General features: G+C 58.1%; 8 protein-coding genes. 5 read left to right on the forward strand and 3 right to left on the reverse strand.

Annotated features, from left to right (window positions below):
• Positions 1-43: 43 nt before the first annotated feature.
• Positions 44-1,420, forward strand: a complete 1,377-nt coding sequence (locus Poly24_RS15280) for a hypothetical protein (protein ID WP_145097008.1) — start codon at positions 44-46, stop codon at positions 1,418-1,420.
• A gap of 18 nt (positions 1,421-1,438) precedes the next feature.
• Here the strand turns inward: Poly24_RS15280 and Poly24_RS15285 are convergent, their stop codons facing one another.
• Entirely contained in the window at positions 1,439-4,243 is a 2,805-nt protein-coding gene (locus Poly24_RS15285; protein WP_145097011.1) for a hsp70 family protein, read from the reverse strand.
• A gap of 221 nt (positions 4,244-4,464) precedes the next feature.
• Positions 4,465-5,016: a carboxypeptidase-like regulatory domain-containing protein gene (locus Poly24_RS15290; protein WP_145097014.1), complete on the reverse strand. Its 552-nt coding sequence runs from the start codon at positions 5,014-5,016 to the stop codon at positions 4,465-4,467.
• 345 nt (positions 5,017-5,361) lie between these two features.
• On the opposite strand from Poly24_RS15290, the gene Poly24_RS15295 reads away from it, so the two are divergent.
• The 4 genes from Poly24_RS15295 (at position 5,362) to Poly24_RS15310 (ending at position 13,232) form a co-directional block, all read left to right on the forward strand.
• A complete protein-coding gene (locus Poly24_RS15295; protein WP_145097017.1) occupies positions 5,362-6,099 on the forward strand; it encodes a 3-keto-disaccharide hydrolase in 738 nt (245 codons plus the stop codon).
• 168 nt (positions 6,100-6,267) lie between these two features.
• Positions 6,268-11,613 (forward strand): DUF11 domain-containing protein, encoded by a 5,346-nt coding sequence (locus Poly24_RS15300; RefSeq protein WP_145097020.1) that lies wholly within the window; start codon positions 6,268-6,270, stop codon positions 11,611-11,613.
• A 163-nt stretch (positions 11,614-11,776) separates the two neighbouring features.
• On the forward strand, positions 11,777-12,775 hold the full coding sequence (locus tag Poly24_RS15305) for a DUF1559 domain-containing protein (protein ID WP_145097023.1): 999 nt from the start codon (positions 11,777-11,779) through the stop codon (positions 12,773-12,775).
• A gap of 13 nt (positions 12,776-12,788) precedes the next feature.
• The gene (locus Poly24_RS15310) at positions 12,789-13,232 is read left to right on the forward strand and encodes a hypothetical protein (protein WP_145097026.1); all 444 of its coding nucleotides are present in this window, start codon (positions 12,789-12,791) and stop codon (positions 13,230-13,232) included.
• Positions 13,233-13,307: 75 nt separating this feature from the next.
• Here Poly24_RS15310 and Poly24_RS15315 read toward each other — a convergent pair whose 3' ends face one another.
• The gene (locus Poly24_RS15315; protein ID WP_145097029.1) at positions 13,308-16,733 is read right to left on the reverse strand and encodes a WD40 repeat domain-containing serine/threonine protein kinase; all 3,426 of its coding nucleotides are present in this window, start codon (positions 16,731-16,733) and stop codon (positions 13,308-13,310) included.
• Positions 16,734-17,206: the final 473 nt, after the last annotated feature.

The raw sequence follows: 17,206 nt of genomic DNA on the forward strand, positions 1-17,206 counted from the left end.
ATGGCAAGGCTTTGGAATTATATCCCTACAAGGCGCTCGATCCATGATTCAATCGCATCCCAGCGGCGACAACAATTTCCAATGGCAACCGCAACCCGAGGCTTGGCAAGCTATCGAAGGTTTGGTCGATCGCCTGGCAACCAGCGAACGATGGATCGAAAGTCTCGCCACGAGGATGCTGTCGGAAACCGGCACACGGTTGATCGATTGGGTTACCGAAATTCGCTTGCCCGACGATGGGACGCTGCGCGACAATTTGTTAAACGTCGGCTTTGAGACCTGCCTGGGCGAAGATGCGATAACGTTGCGGAACCGCGACGGAATGTTTCCGACAGTCCGGTTTGAACCGCAGACCGAGAAACCTTGTTTGACGATCAAGGCCGATCGAATCGACGATTTCTGCGTTGCGATGGGGATCGTCCACGACGCCACCGACCGGCAACCTAGCGATGGATTGCGCAGCCGCCGCGCTGTGGTTTATGTCGGCGCCGCCTGTGATCTCGCAGTCGGCGAGAACCACGGCAAGGCATCGGCCTGCTCCGACCAGGAACTCGCATCGCGAATCGCCACGTTTCGCAAAGCGTTTGACGAACGTTACCGTCCCGTCCATGGGCACGAATCCCAGCAAGCTTTCGAAACAACCATCGCGTTGCTAAAAGATGCCGTAGAAAAGCTCGGCAGCGGGTTGGCTTGCGACCAGTTCTTTCAATCCGAGCGCGTTTATTGGCAAAATCGCAACCATGCGGCGAGTGTTCAGAAAAAGCGACAGGATGTCTTGGGACTCGGCTGGGCCAACCACGACCATCACACCTACCGATCCAGCCGCGTCTGCTTCCATCGTGTGATCGAAGCCCTGGAGGTGCTTGGTTTTACCTGCCGGGAACGGTTTTATGCGGGAGCCCAGGCGGGGTGGGGCGCTCAAGTGCTCGAGCAATCCGAAGCGGGGGTGATCGTGTTTGCCGACGTGGATCTCTCGCCCGACGAAGTCGCTGGCGATTTCGCGCACCAGCCGCTGCCAGACCTTTCCGAATTGGGGACCGTGGGATTATGGTGCCGTCTGCATGGCGAAGCGTTCCTGGCCGCTGGGATGCATCACCTGGAATGCCAGTTTGCCTTTGATGCCGTCCGGTCGCAATTGGCGTCCGCTGGCGTCCCTACGATGGAACCGTTCACCGATTTCCCCTTCCTGCGACAAGCGTTTACGACCGCAGAGATCTGGCCGGTCGATCCGTGGGTGCTTCGCAACGCGGTCGCCGATGGCGTGATCACCGCTGCCCAAGCCGAACGCTTCGAACAAACGGGGGCCAGCGGTTCCCATCTGGAGATTCTCGAACGCAACGATGGCTACAAAGGATTTAACCAAACGGGGATCAGCGACATCATCCAGCGGACCGACCCCAGGAACCCAGCGACGGCGTGATCACTTGGGAAGCGAAGGCTACCCCAGCCGCAAGCCGCGTGGCAACGCTTCCCCGAACACCTGTTCCTGCTCTTCATGGCTGAACCGGCCTCCGTCGGAGACCAGCGTGGTCAAGTGTTCTGAAACCTGATCGTCACTCAACGCGTCGACGACTTCATCGCGTGTCGACGATTCAACATCGCGGTAACGGTCATCGACGCGGCGACACAGCTGCACAAGCGCCAATTGTTCGGCGGGGCCGCGTTGGCGAACGGCTAACAACGCAGCGATCCATGGCTGGATCGCATCGACCGAGACCACCGTATTCAGCGGACCATAAAACGGTTGACGCGTGCCCAGTCGCCCCAATGCCCAAATCATCGCTTCGCGAGGCGATTGCATGCTGTTGCGGTTCATCAGATCGATGATCATGTTCCCCAGATCGATCTTGTTTCGCACGCTCAACAATTCCAGCGATCCAAGCAGACGCCAAACCTCCACCGATTCTTCGGGCTTCAACGGAGCAGCGTTGCCGACCGGGCGACCGATCGATTTGCGATGCATTCCACGGATCGCAGCGATCCAGTTCTCAGCGATCGCCGCCTGCTGTCCGCTGCTAAGTCCACCCGCGATCCGTCGCCACAGGATCAAACTTTCGGTCTGAATGTTGCCGCCGTGGTGCGCCAACTTGCCATGCAGCGTCCGCCATGTTTGAGCCACGCGCCAATCATCGACGGCGAGCCCATACCCCGGACGCAGCGAATAACCCAACAGATTCAACCAGCGGGCTTCGTGCGCAGCGCTCTTGTGGCGGCCCCCTTCAAAATCCATCAACGCTTCCCAGATCCGCCGCAGCAGCGACATCGGCCACGCATTGCGTGAGCTGCCCATGATCTCGGCCAGATGCTTGACGATGCGTGCCGGCTTGGCGGTTCCTGTGTCGCCGAAGACCTCCGCGATCGCGTGGCGACACAGCGACCAAGTCTCTTCGTCGACGAACCCTTCGGATTCGCCCACGGCTACGTGCACAGCGGCGTCGGTCTGTGTGGTCGATCGAACATCGAACTGCAGCTTCCAGCTGCGATGGCTGCCGATCTCGTGGCAGGACAAATCAATCGTCCCGATTTCGGTCAGCCCGATCCGCAAACGGACCGAGACCTCTCCCGTCTCCTTGCGGTTTTTCGAACGCAACACAGTCCGCACCGGTGGCAACGAAGTCATCTGCTCCACGTCCAACGGCAAGACTTGGCCCAGTTGATCGGCCAGACGAATGCTGGAAACATACAACGGGAACTCAACCGGTTGCGAGATCGTCAGTTGGAAGGTTTGGTCGAGTTCGAACGTCTCGCCAGGTTGCGCTCCGCCGGGGACCAGACAAACGACCCGCGGTTGCCCGCTGACCGCATCGGCATCGACTCCGATGTAGTAGCTGCGGGCCAGCGACGCGGCGATCTTGACCCCTTCGCCTCGCCGAACCATACCATAGTAGGCCGCGCCCCGCGCAACGGCCAAGTCGAGGCGATCGTTATCGAGCAGCGTGGGCGTTTTCCCAAGCCAATGTTCCAACCGCCGAAGCACTTCGCCACGCAGAACCGGCGATGCAAAGAAGCCGCCGTTAAACAGAACGACGTCGGGCAAACCGCCCCCGTCGTCCTCGCGATGCGCCGTCAGGAAGGCACTCAAGTAGCGGGAAATCGCCGAATCCGAAGCGTAGGGCAAACCAAACTCTTGAAACCCCGAGGCATGTTGTGTCGGTGCATCCGCCAGTTCACACTCGGGAAGAAAGCCATCGACAAGCAACGCGCGAACTTCCTCTTGCGTGACTTCGGTCTGCAGGCTGCTGGCGATCAGCCGCGAACCGCCCGACGGCAGGCTGATCGAGACCTGTTGCGATGCCCCTTCGCCCAGCAATTGCTCTTTTGCAGCCCGGCTTGCCGACAACAACAGATCCCATTGCCGTGGAGGCAGCTTTTTCCCAGGCGTCAGTTTTTGCTCGAGATGTTTGGCGAGCGCGAGGTCCAGATTGTCGCCCCCCAAAATCAAGTGTTCTCCAACGGCAACGCGATGGAATTGGATCTGGTCGGGTTCGGTCCGGCTGGCGCGGACGCGAATCAATGTAAAGTCGCTGGTACCGCCGCCAATGTCACAAACCAGGATCGTCTGCCCGACATCGACGCGCTGTTGCCAGTCGTTTTGATGCTTGTAGACCCAAGCGTAAAACGCGGCTTGGGGTTCTTCGATCAAGACGACTCGCGGAAGTTTTGCTTGGCGCGCCGCGCGAACGGTCAGCTCGCGCGCAACTTCATCAAACGACGCCGGCAACGTAATCACGAGATCCTGATCGGCAAGCGGTGCGTCTGGGAACTGGTGATCCCACGCGTTGCGGATGTGCGTCAGGTAGTGGCTGCTCGCTTCCACCGGAGACATCCGTTGGACGTCATCGACGGCATGCCACGGCAGCAGCGGCGCCGTACGGTCGACCCCCGCGTGGCACAGCCACGACTTTGCGGACGAAATGCCACGACCTGCCGTCTGCGCTCCCTCCTCGCGGGCCATCACCCCGACGCAGTGATCGGTTTCGCTTTGATGCCACGGTAGGCGAAGCGATTCGCCACTGGCTTGTCCGGACGCGGGTTGATAGTGGAACGAAGGCAACGTATCGCGCGATTCGACCTGTCCCGCAGCGACCAATTGCGGAATCGATAACACCCGAATCTGCCAAGGCGTCTGTTGGGTATCAATGTAGGTGACGGCGCAATTGGTCGTTCCCAAATCGATACCAACCACAAACCGACTGGGCAATCGATCGACCAACGGATCGAAACTCGCTTCTGCCTCCGACACGATAGCTATTCACTCTTGGGAAGGGGATACAACAAGGGGCAATGGGCTCAGAGAACCGGATGCGTCCATTGTATCGTTGTCGCTGGGGATCGCGAAGCTGACGCGCTGCAAGTTCGGCTACAAACGAAAACAGCCCATCGATAAATTCGATGGGCTGTTCGCAATGATTTATAGATCGCCTGGCGTTCGTCGCCGCGTTGCTAATTCAACATCCGCGTCGATCAGCTGGCGTCGTCGTCGTCATCCAAAGCCAAAGGAATCACGATCGCTGCAGCGATGACAGCCGTCCAAACCAAGGGGCTCTTCAGCAGGCGAAGGCACAGGCCTTCGTCGCCGCCGCGGTCATCGCATTGGCCGCGATAGGTCTTGGTGTCGGTGACGTCGATCGCGCCTTTGAGGGCACCCTCAGGAGCCGAATCGGCGTTCCAAACGCGGAACGTTCGCAGACCGGCGAAGCTGGCAACTTGGTAGGTCCCAGGATTCAAACCCTCGACCGAATACTCGCCGCGTTCGTTGGTCTTGACAGTCGTGACGTGCTCGGTTTGTTGGCCGATGACCACGGTTGCACCTTGAACCGGTTGACCGACAACGTCGACGATCGATCCGTTCAGATTGCCAGCTTGGTCCAAGGCAAGGTCTTGAATACCGCGGTAAACTTTAACGCCTTCGATGACGGTGAATTGCGGTTGAGCTGCGAAGACAGCTTGTTGCATGCAAACGGCAGCGCACAACATGGCGGCAATGGCACGTTTGGCTCGAATGGTCTGAAACATCGATCGCTCTCCAATTGGATATCTGGTGGGTCCGTTCCAGCGGGAGAGACTCCCGACTCAGAATGATTGTGACAGTTGTAGTGATCGTCCGAATCGCATCAATGTTTTAGTCATTTTGGATTTTTTGTGCGGTTTTTCTGGACTGGTGGTTTTGGGCATTCACCAGACGACGCCATTTGCCTGGTCGCATGTCTTTTGGCTCGCCGGTCGCTATAATTTTGAATCCTACGAAGCAACGATTTCGATAGGGCGTCTCCACGCCCTGCTGGCAGCGATCTCGAATCGCGCCGCGATGACATCGCGGGCCTGTCTTCTGTTACGCAAATCCCAAAGGACCCCAACACCATGCGCTGCATTTTTGCTGCAACCCTTGCTCTGCTGTTCGCCTCCGCCCCCCTGTCCGCCGATCAACCAACGACTCTCCCTGCGGAATCGGGCGAGATGACTTCGATCTTCAACGGCAAAGACCTTACCGGCTGGGATGGCGATCCCCGGCTGTGGTCGGTCAAAGAGGGCGTGATCCACGGCGAAACGACAGCGGAGAATGTCGCCAAAGGAAACACGTTTCTAATCTGGCAGGAAGGGAAAACCAAAGACTTTGAATTGCGTTTGTCCTTCCGTTGCAATGCGACAAATAACTCGGGCGTTCAATATCGCTCGCGTCACATCACCGACGGCAAACCCCGCAACGCCTGGGTGATGCGTGGGTATCAACACGAGATCCGCAACGAAGAGAATCTGCCCAACGTCTCCGGTTTCATCTACGACGAAGGTGGAAAACGCGGTCGCATCTGTCTGGTCGGCGAAAAGGCGACTTGGGGCGAAGATGGCAAGAAGGTCGAAGGAAAGTTGATCGACGCGGCGGAATACAAAGAACTGTTCAACGTCGACCAATGGAACGACGTCGCGATCATCGCCGAAGGCAACCGCCTGCGTCATTATATGAATGGCCGTCTGGTGCTCGATTTCACCGATGCCACGCCCGAGCTGGCCTTGCTCGATGGAATGCTCGCATTGCAGCTGCATGCAGGCAAACCAATGTGGGTCGAGTTCAAAGATATTCGCATCCGCGAGCTGAAGTAGCCGCGAGGGGACGGCCGCCCGCAGACGTCCTGCGATGGCAAACGTTCTGAAACACTGCATTCTCGTCACTTTTTCGGTCAGGGACTTGCCCTCGACCGGCTCGCGTGTGACAAATTAGGCCAGTTAGTTGTGTTATGCAGCCTGGGTGAATTGCAGTGGTAGGGACGTATGGGTCGCTCTAAAGATATCGTGTCGAAAATTCGTGGCCTCTCCAAGCGAAGGGTCCGCGATAGCAAACGCCGCGAAAAACAAAGCAGTCGCTATCGGCCGCGTTTCGAACAACTCGAATCGCGGCGGCTGCTGGCCGTTGCAACCGACTTGGCCAACATCTCGGGGATCGTCTACGACGATATCGATGGCAATGGGCTGAGCGCGGGTGAAGAGATCGCCGGGGCGACGGTGAACGTCTACCGCGACAACGGCAACGGAATCTTCGAACCGGGGGCTGGCGATGGTTCGCCGGTGGCAACCGACATCAGCGACGCGACCGGTCGCTACACCCTAACCGGCCTCACCGCGGGCAGCTACTTTGTCCAACAGCCCGCCCAAACGATCGGTGGCAATACCCTGAGCCAGCAGGTCAGTCAGGCGATCCCGATCACCGCAGCGCAAGCCGAAGGAATTTTGATCCGCACGATCGATTCGTTCGATGAGACGACCGATTTGGTCAGCGACACCACAAACGATGGGGTGCGCGTCGCTTCCAGCTTGGCCGATGCAGCGACCTTGGGTGGCGAACGCGACATCTTCGTCAATAAAACGTCGGTCAACGGATTGGTGCGGATTTCGATCAACGATCCGCTGCAGCCCGGCATCCTCGCATTCGACAGTTTTTCTTCGGGGGACGGTCAATGGAACGTCTCTTGGGATGGGATCGATGGCGACGCGTTGACCCTCAACGATGCAGGGCTTGGCGGAGTCGATCTGACGTCCGGCGGTACCGCCGCCGGTTTTCGCTTACAGATTGGTGCGGATAACCTTGGCGGAACGGCGATCGTACGCGTTTACAGCGACGACGGAAACGGTGCGACAACGAACCGTTCGAGCCAGACGACGCTGGTGATTCCCGACACGGGCGGTTCGGCAACCAGCACCGAATACATCCCGTTCAGCGCGTTCATCGGCACGGCCGATTTCACGCAGGTCGGTGCGATCGAGCTGGATATCACAGGCGTCCCCAACATCAACGGGACCGCGGAACTGGTCGGCGCGATTGGCCCGACGACCATCACGCAGGACTTCGACAACTTTGAGCAAGCCGATCTCAGTCTGACGAAGGTTTCCAACACGGCGGCCCCCGTTGTCGGTCAGACCGTTTCGTTTACCGTCTCGGTTACCAACAGCGGTCCGAATTCAGCGACAAACGTGGAAGTGCTCGACCAATTGCCGACCGGGATCACGTTTGGCAGCGCCACGCCATCGCAAGGAACCTACAACAACGCAACGGGGATCTGGACCGTTGGCAGCCTCCTTAACGGCGCGACGGCGACGCTGCAGATCAACGGAACGCTGGCAACGGCGGGCGATAAGACCAATACCGCAGAGATCATTCGGGCGGATCAGACCGATCCCGATAGCACGCCGGGGAACGGTCTTCCCGGCGAGGATGATCAAGCGAGCGTGACGATCGCTCCCCAATTGATCGACCTGTCGCTTCTCAAATCGGTTAACAACGCCTCTCCCAATGTTGGCGAAGAGGTGACGTTTACGCTAACAATCAACAATGCTGGCCCCAGCACCGCCACGGGCGTTGCCGTGACCGACGTGTTGCCCGGCGGATTGACGTTTGTCTCCGCCAGTCCTTCGCAAGGGAATTTCAGCAGCACCGGAGGTCTCTGGACGGTAGGCGATCTGGTCAGCGGCGGGACGGCGACGTTGAACCTGACAGCCCGCGTGATTTCGGCTGGCACCAAGACGAACTCGGCGCAGGTGACTGCTGCCGGACAAGCTGACGTCGACAGCACGCCCAACAACAACGACCCGACCGAAGACGATCAAGCATCGGTTGCCGTCACCCCGCAAGTTGCCGATCTGTCGTTGACGAAGGTCGCCGATTCGACCTCTCCCAACGTCAGCCAGAACGTTGTCTACACGATCACGCTGAACAACGCCGGCCCGAGCGCCGCGACAGGGGTTCAAGTCGTCGATCTGCTGCCATCGGGAATCGCTTTCGTTTCGGCTCAGCCGAGCATCGGCAGCTACGACAGCAACAGCGGCCTTTGGACCGTTGGCTCGATCGGCAGCAACAACAACCAAACGTTGATCCTTACTGGCCGAATCGATTCGGTCGGGGCCAAGACGAACGTTGCCGAAGTGACCGCGTCGGACCAGTTCGACAGCGATTCGACTCCCGGCAATGGAGCGACGACCGAAGATGATCGGGCGGAGGTGACGGTGACTCCGCAAACCGCCGACCTCTCGCTGGCCAAGACGGTCAACGACGCTTCGCCCAACGTCGGTGAAAACGTGACGTTCACGCTCACCGTTTCCAACAGCGGCCCCAACCAAGCGACAGGTGTCCGCGTTCTCGATGAATTGCCCACCGGCATGACCTTCGTCTCTTCCTCGGGCAGCCAAGGCGTTTACGACAGCGGGACCGGCGTTTGGAACGTCGGTACGATCTCCAACAGTGGAACGGCAACGCTGCGGATCGTCGCGACGGCGGGGAATGCGGGGTTGAACGCGAACAGCGCAGAAATCATCGCTTCGGATCAATTGGATCCCGATTCGACACCGGGCAACGGCGTCCCGGGCGAGGACGATACCGCCGAGGTGACCTTCAACGCAGAGATCGTCGACCTCTCGCTGGCCAAGACCGTCAATACGGCGCAACCGAATCTCGGTGAAAACGTCACCTTTACGATCACCGTCAACAACGCGGGGCCCGACGCAGCGACCAATGTCGTGGTCGTCGATCGCTTGCCAACGGGGCTGACCTTCGTGTCGGCAACGCCCAGCCAGGGAACCTTTAACACGACCACGCGACAGTGGTCGATCCCCACCGTGCCCGCGTTTGGATCGGTCACGATGACGCTGGTCGCCCGCGTCAATGCTGCGACGACATTGACCAACACCGTCGAGATCCTCGATGCCGACCAACCCGATATCGATTCGACTCCCGGCAACAATGTCGCCAGCGAAGACGATCAAGCGGTCGCCTCGATCACGACGCGGCAGGCCGATCTATCGCTTACAAAAACGGTCGACAACGCCAATCCGAACGTCGGCGATAACGTCACCTTTACGATCGATCTCAACAACGACGGCCCCGATGCGGCAACCGGCGTGCAGGTTCTCGATACGCTGCCGACCGGGATGACATTCGTTTCGGCCAGCGCCACCCTGGGCACCTTCGATTCGACCAGTCGCACTTGGTCGGTAGGGACGGTTCCGAATAACTCGGGCGCTCAATTGGAGATCATCGCTCGCGTCGATACACGAGGGATCAAGACCAACACGGCGCAGGTGAGTGCGTCGGAGGTGGCCGATCCCGATTCGACCCCCGGCAATAACTTGACGGCCGAAGACGATCAAGCCAGCGTCTCGCTGACGCCTCAACTTGTTGACCTCGCCTTGACCAAAGGGGTCGACGTGGCGCAGCCCAACGTCGGTGCAAATGTCGTCTACAACTTGGCGATCACCAACACGGGAACCGACACCGCGACAGGCGTTGCGGTGACCGACACGCTGCCGGTCGGAGTGACGTTCATTTCGGCGATCGCCAGCCTAGGCAACTATGACGACGCGACCGGAGTCTGGAACGTCGGATCGGTCGCCCGCGGATCGACGCCAACCCTGGCAATTACCGTTCGCGTCGACACACCCAATACGAAGACGAACGTTGCGGAGATCACCGCCACGGACCAATTGGACGTCGATTCAACGCCCGACAACGGGATCACGACCGAAGACGACTACGCCAGCATCGACATCACACCTCTTTCGGCCGATCTTTCATTAACCAAAACCGTCGACGATCCAACCCCGAATGTCGGCGAGAACGTGACCTTCACGATCACGGTTACCAATTCGGGCCCCGACGGCGCGACGGGAATTCAAGTCGAAGACCAATTGCCACCCGATGTCGTCTTCGTCTCGGCAACCGCTTCGCGCGGCAGCTACAACGAACTGACCGGAATCTGGGATCTCGGAGCGTTGGGAAATCAGGGGACCGCCACCTTGCAGATCGTCGCCAACGGAACCAACGTGATCGAGAAGGTTAATCAAGCCGAGATCGTTGCTTCGGACACACGCGACCCCGATTCGACTCCTGGGAACAACGACCCGACCGAAGACGACCAAGCGACCGTTGCGATCGAGCCTCAGTTGATCGATCTTTCGTTGACCAAAACGATCGACAACAACGCACCCAACCGGGGCGAAAATGTTGTTTACACTTTGGTTGTCACCAACGATGGCCCGTCGGACGCAACGGGGATTGAAATCACCGACCGGTTGCCCGAAGGGATGACGTTTGTCTCCGCCGCGGTAGCTCAAGGCGCTTTCAACGCATCGACGGGCGTCTGGACTGCGGGCAGCCTGGTCCAAGGCGCATCGGCGACGCTGCGATTGACCGCGACGGTCAATACGACGGGAACGGTGCTCAACACGGCGGAGATTACCGCCGCCGATCAACCCGACAGCGATTCGACGCCGGGCAACAATAACATTAACGAAGACGACTTCGGCAGCGCCATCTTCGTCACCCCGGTCGCCGACTTGGGTTTGACCAAAATCGTTGCCGATTCGACACCGCTGGCCAGCGAGGACGTGATCTTCACGATCACCGTCGTCAACAACGGCCCCGACGACGCGACCGGCGTCGTCGTGCGAGATCTGTTGCCGCCAGGACTGTTGTTCCAGTCGTCGACTGAAACACAAGGAACATACGACTCGAACACCGGTCTGTGGAACGTCGGCGGGATTCCCAATACCGGAACGGCCACGATGACGCTCCGCGCTCGGATCAACAGCGCCGACCCAAGCACCAACACAGCGGAGATCGTTGCGGTGGCGCAGTTCGATCCCGATTCGACTCCTGACAACGGGATCGCGGGCGAAGACGATCAAGCCAGCGTCACGGTGACTCCCGAAGTCAGCGACCTATCGGTGACCGCGGCAGTCGACAACCCGACACCGGAACTGGGTGACAGCGTGGTGACGACCTTCACCGTTAGCAACGCAGGTCCCGACACGGCAACCGATGTGATCCTTTCGCTGCCAATTCCCGCTGGCTTTACGTTCGTCCGGGCGGATGTCAGCCAAGGAACCTTCGACGCGGCGTCGGGACTTTGGACGCTGGGCACATTGCTGGTTGGCGAAACCCGCACAATTCGAATTACCGAACGGGTTGATGCGTTTGGAATTCGTCCGCACAACATCGAAGTGCAATCGGTCGACCAGTTCGATCCCGACAGCACGCCAGGAAACCTGTCGTTGGTCGAAGACGATTATGCCAGCGTGATGATCCAGGCGCCGCGAAACCTTTCGAAACGATTGTTCCTATCGCGCTGAGAACCGGCGCACTTGTTGCAACAAAACGCCCGCCAGTTCGAGCTTTTAGTTGTCGCCGCATGGGTGTGGTGCTAGGATGATCGCCGGAGTGGCGTCGCGGGCAACGTTGCCGCGACGCTATTTCCGCTCTTTTCAAGCGATATATTCTGGAAGGAAGACGGCAATGAGATCGAGGCGGATAGGTTTCACGTTGGTCGAGCTGTTGGTCGTGATCGCGATCATCGGCATCTTAGTTGGTTTGTTGTTGCCCGCGGTCCAAGCGGCTCGCGAGGCCGCTCGCCGGATGCAATGCAGCAACAATTTCAAACAGATCGGGTTGGCGTTTCACAACTACCACGACACCTTTAAGAGCTTTCCCGCAGCGTGGTACGTGCATTACCCGGCTCCTCCCTACAACATTCAAGGGGGTTGTGTCGGGCTGTTGCCGTTTATGGAACAGCAACCGCTGTATGACCGGTACGACAGCCGGTTTTCGCCGACCAATGAAGGTGGGACGATCGGACAACAAAACGTTTCGGTGATCTCCACGCCATTAGCCGGTTTTGTCTGTCCATCGGCTCCCGGCGGCATTGATCGAGTCTTCGACGTCAATATTGACGCGGCCACAGCTGGCGCGTTTTTACCAGGCCTAACAGCGATCAGCTTTACTGCGGCTCCGTCGGATTACTGTCCTATCGGTGGAGTCACCGGAACCTTCGCTGACATCGCCTACAACAACAACAAAGGTGGCGCAAGGGAAGGGGCATTGGCAAAGGTCACTCCACTGGAGACAGCAGCGACTCGTTTTTCATCGATCCTCGACGGCACCAGCAACACCTTTTTGATGGGCGAACGGACAGGCGGAAAGGAAATCTATACGGGGCGAAAAATTCTTGCCGTCCCAGCTGGGGTGGGAGACACCAATGGCGGCGGTTGGGGCGACCCATTAAACGGTGAAAATTGGTTTAGTGGTTCGGTCCGTGGCGCGACCGCTTTCCCGATGCCTGAAGGAGGGTGTCCGATCAATTGCACGAACCTTCGCAGCCAAGGGTTTCACGCCTTTCATCCTGGCGGTGCCATGTTTCTGATGGCCGATGGATCGGTGCAATTCAATTCCGAATCCATCGATGCATTCACGTTTGCCGCTCGAATCACTCGCGCCAAAGGAGAGGTGGCGCCGTAAGGCCCGAGCACCAATGGACGCTCACATTCCAGTACTTGTCGCCGTCGCGATCGGCGTCGCCACAACCTTCGGTTGTGGACAACAGCAACATGCCGGCGAACTGCCGGTCTATCCTCTCTCAGGCACGGTGCTGGTCGATGGCAAGCCGGTAGAGAACATTCAAGTGGCGCTGCATTCCACCAATGTCAAGGAAACGGCCAAGCACTATTTCCCGCAAGGCTTCACCGACGCTCAGGGGCAAATCAAAGTCTCGACCTATGCCGATGGCGATGGTGCCCCGGCGGGAGACTATCGAGTCACGTTCGTGCTGAAGGATTATAACGTGGTGGCACGATCGTTTACCGGGCCCAACAAAATCGATGCAAGCTATAGCGACGCGGAAACCAGTCCGGTGACGATTACGATTGGTCCCGACCAGCCCAACGACCTGGGCCAGTTGGAACTACCATCGAACTGAACTGTCCGAGTCAGCCTCCTCCGCTTCGCGACGAGACCAACGCCAAACGCCTGGTCGCGAGGCCAGGCTGGCGTTTCAGTCGATCGTGTTGATTTGAAACGGAGCTTTCAGCTGGCTCCTACTGTCGGCATTTCGACAATAGATCCACGTCTTGCCATCGTGAGAGAATTGGATTTCGCTGACTGGGGCAAGTCCGTCTCCCGCGACCACACAGCCCAAGTTTCGCAGGTCTTGCGCATTCCAAATACCGATCGATCCGTCGCTGCCTCCGGTTAACAGATTCCTGCCGTCGGGAGTTACCGCCAGGGCGGTGACTTCAAAATTTTGGGCCACAGCGCGACCAGGGGAATTCCAGCGAGCGCTCGTTTCGATCATGGCGCCATTCAAATCGTGTTTGCGGATTCGATTGTCAAACGCAGCGGAATAGATGACACCCGCCTCGGGCGCATAACACGCGCTGACAAACTTGGCCATTCCTCGGCCGACCAACGTCGCGTCGGATCCTCCCAGAACAAACTCGCCAATCGAGTCGCCAAACATCAAACAACGCTGGTCATCCAACAACGTAATCGCCTGATAGCGTACCGCGAGCTCTTGGCCCGACAAGAGTTTCAATTCGCCCGAAACGTGAGGCAACGCATAATAAGCAAGGTAATATCCGTTGCCCGTGCAGAAGGCAACTCGCTCCCCGTTGGGACTGAAGTGAATGCCCTTGGCATAGTTATCGAGCTGGGCGTCATAGTCCGGATTCGTTGCTCGATAACTGGCGCGAGGGTCGTGAAGATCGATCACCACCAAATCGCCTCCCACCGTTCCAACGCCCAACCAGCGACCATCGGGGGACACCTGAAGGCAACGTGGTACCGCATCCAACGCACGTGATGCGGAGACCTTCGGTATCACGCGGGTCACCGCGTGGGTTGTCGTGTCCACAACAAAGACCTTCCCGCTGTGACAGCCCACGAAGGCTGTTTGACCATCGGGGGTCAAGGTTGCGCAAGAGGTTTCGGCGTCCAGTTCAATCGCCGGCGGTGGCGTGTTTTGGAACGAACTAAGGACGAGCGATCCGTCTTCGGCACCACTGATGATTCGCCCCTGGGAATCGATGGCAATTTCCGTGACATATCCGGCATGCAGGATCGCAGAATCGACCGCGGGCCAACGCAAATCCGTCGGTTGCTCACTGCTCCCGTCATCGGGAAGCTGACTCAGATCCCACTTCAAAACCGCGCCATTCTGGGTTCCTGCAACCACGCGCTGGCCATCGTCAGAAATCGCAACACAGGTCGCGAGTCCAGAGTTGTGCTGCAATTGAAATTTGGATTGCCGTGGAGAACTCAGATCGGTCACCGTCACTTCGTGATCGTTCAAATAACACGCGGCCAACCTGGCCGCGGATTCTGACCACGCGATCCGGTTGACGTAACCTTCGCTGATCACTTCTCTGGTTTTCTTGTTGGTTTTCAAATCGACCCACCGCACCAACGTGCTCTCCTTCAAGACGATTAGTTTCTCGGCATCGTCGGAAAAAATGACCTCGTGGTTGCGGCGGGTCGAACGAACCGATTGCACCAAGTTCCCCGATTCCACGTCGACCACGCGAACCGATTGGTAGCGACATCCCACCGCCAACGAACTGCCATCGTTTGAAAACGCCAGAGACTCAACGGTCGTTGGTAAATCGGGAATCATGGGTGGAACCGCTCGTTCGCCCAGCGAAACGAATTCGACCTGATTGTCCGCCTTTAACCAATCTCCATCTTGGAGCACCTGGCTCCCCACGGCGAGTAATTGACCATCGGGGGAGATCGCGACGGCAAATCGCCGCGTCCCATCGCGTTGTGGTATCACATGTTCCAGCTGACCATCGGATTTGCGGTAGATCCGAATCGGCCCCTCTTCGTCCGCAACCAAAAATCGGAGCGAATCGGGGAACATCGCGATTTGGCGGATAGGGGTCGAAGCACCTGGCAACCGGGTCCAGTTCTTGCGCGCTAGGGTTTGCAAGAGGTTCAGATCGGTCCCGTTGGGAAGAATCCCGGAGGCGTATTTCTCGATCGCTTCGGAGATCTCCAACGCGCCAACGAGATTGTTGTGCGATAAAGCGTCGTAGGCATGCCGCAAATCGGAGACATACGCCGTCCCAACCGCTTGTCGTTCGGTCACTTTTGCCAAATCGCGTTGCTCACGATATTGCTTCCGAGCGCTCACCGCCCGCTGTTCACTGGCGATGACCTCGCTGAACGCAACTTCCAACTGAGATTGGTTTTCGTTTAACCGTCGATTGCTATGCCCCAAAACCACCGTCCCGGCGACCAATAAGATGATGATGGTCGCCAGCAAGCTCGATTCCAACGGAGAACGCCGGATCGCCACCCACGTTCTTTCGGCGAACGATCGCGGTCGCGCCTCGACCATCAAACCGCGTTGGTATCGGTACAGGTCGTCGCGTAAATCGCTGGCGGTCGCGTAGCGGAGGGCAGGGTCTTTCGCCAAACACTTCAGACAGATCGCTTCCAGATCGCGCGGGATCGATGGAACCAGCTGGCGCGGCGGAATCGGAGGTTCAACGCAAATCGAGTGGAACAGCTCGATCGCTTTGTCTCCCTGATGCGGCAGCTTCCCTGTCAGCATCCGATACAACAAAATCCCAATCGCGAAGATGTCGCACGCCTTTCCATGCCATTGTTCGTTTTGGAGCACCTGTTCGGGCGCCATATACAACAGCGTTCCCACCAGGCGGTAGGAATCCACGAGTCCAGAATCGGCGAAGATGTCGCGGACCAAGCCAAAGTCGGTCAGGCGAGGCGTCAATTTCAAACGCCCATCGGTCCCCACCGATTCAGAGATCATGATGTTGCCGGGCTTGATGTCGCGATGGACGAACCCACAATCGTGAACGTGAATGATCGCCTCGGTCAGTTCAAAACAGGTTCCGCATGCCATGCGAGGATCGATTGGTCCCGGATGGGCTTCCAACCAATCGCCCAACGTCGAACCCAAACAAAGCTCCGAGACCAAGTAGACCGCCTCGGCATCCTGAAACACTTCGTACAGCGGCACCAGATTAGGATGACTTAACTGCGCCGCCGCGCGGGCTTCGTGCAATCGCGATTCATCGCGAACATCTACCGTCTTAACACGTCGACGAATCGACTTTAGAGCCACATCCCTCAGCAACACATCATCATGCGCTTTGTAGACGATCGAAAATCCGCCCACCCCAACGATCCGATCGATCGCAAATCGGCCAATCCGTGGGGGCGGATCCAGCATCTCGACGTCCTGCGACTCACCCACCGATTGAGTTTTCGATAGCGCTTGCGTCTTCTGTTGGATTCGGAGCAAAACCGTATCCAACCGCGCAGCATCGAGAACCAAGTCGTCGGCCGACGCCGAGAAAGCCCCGTCAGCCAGTTGCTGGCGGAACCACTGGGCCTGCCGCGCAAGCTCCTGGGAAGAAACGCTCCCCTCCGCCGATGAGACTTCGCCCGTTGACATAGATGTTCCGCCGCCAACCCCTACTATTGGATGAATGCATGATTGCTGTATTTTCCGATACCAATCGAGTTCGAGTTTAGAACCCTTCACGTAGCACGACAATGGTTATTCGTTGGACAATCGCTAGTCGATCGCCCCTACCGGGAACTTTCCTAGCCTAATAGCGAAAACCGTTGTGGCTCGATGGCACAAGATCTGCTGTGATTAGTCTGGCGAATCCGCACACTGGGGCCGATTGCAGAGCGGAAGGAAAGGCATTTTGCCGGGCAGGCACGTTGAACCGCGCCATCTTGCAAAGTCGCCCGATCGAGACTGACAGGAAATACAAGGCTTTACTCGGTTAATTCAGGGCTTTGAAGTCCTGAGGCACTTTTCGGCTGATCGAAATTTAGGCAGGAGAGCAGGCCCCGAGCACGCGATAAAACCTTCAGCAGTCGCCAGTTCCGCACCCATCGAACAAGGGAATTCGCTAC

Source organism: Rosistilla carotiformis, from assembly GCF_007753095.1.
Taxonomy (GTDB): domain Bacteria; phylum Planctomycetota; class Planctomycetia; order Pirellulales; family Pirellulaceae; genus Rosistilla; species Rosistilla carotiformis.

Coding starts and splice junctions, on each gene's coding strand:
- Poly24_RS15300 (WP_145097020.1), top strand. CDS start 6,268: ATGGGTCGCTCTAAAGATATCGTGTCGAAAATTCGTGGCCTCTCCAAG.
- Poly24_RS15315 (WP_145097029.1), bottom strand. CDS start 16,733: ATGTCAACGGGCGAAGTCTCATCGGCGGAGGGGAGCGTTTCTTCCCAG.
- Poly24_RS15310 (WP_145097026.1), top strand. CDS start 12,789: ATGGACGCTCACATTCCAGTACTTGTCGCCGTCGCGATCGGCGTCGCC.
- Poly24_RS15290 (WP_145097014.1), bottom strand. CDS start 5,016: ATGTTTCAGACCATTCGAGCCAAACGTGCCATTGCCGCCATGTTGTGC.
- Poly24_RS15295 (WP_145097017.1), top strand. CDS start 5,362: ATGCGCTGCATTTTTGCTGCAACCCTTGCTCTGCTGTTCGCCTCCGCC.
- Poly24_RS15280 (WP_145097008.1), top strand. CDS start 44: ATGATTCAATCGCATCCCAGCGGCGACAACAATTTCCAATGGCAACCG.
- Poly24_RS15305 (WP_145097023.1), top strand. CDS start 11,777: ATGAGATCGAGGCGGATAGGTTTCACGTTGGTCGAGCTGTTGGTCGTG.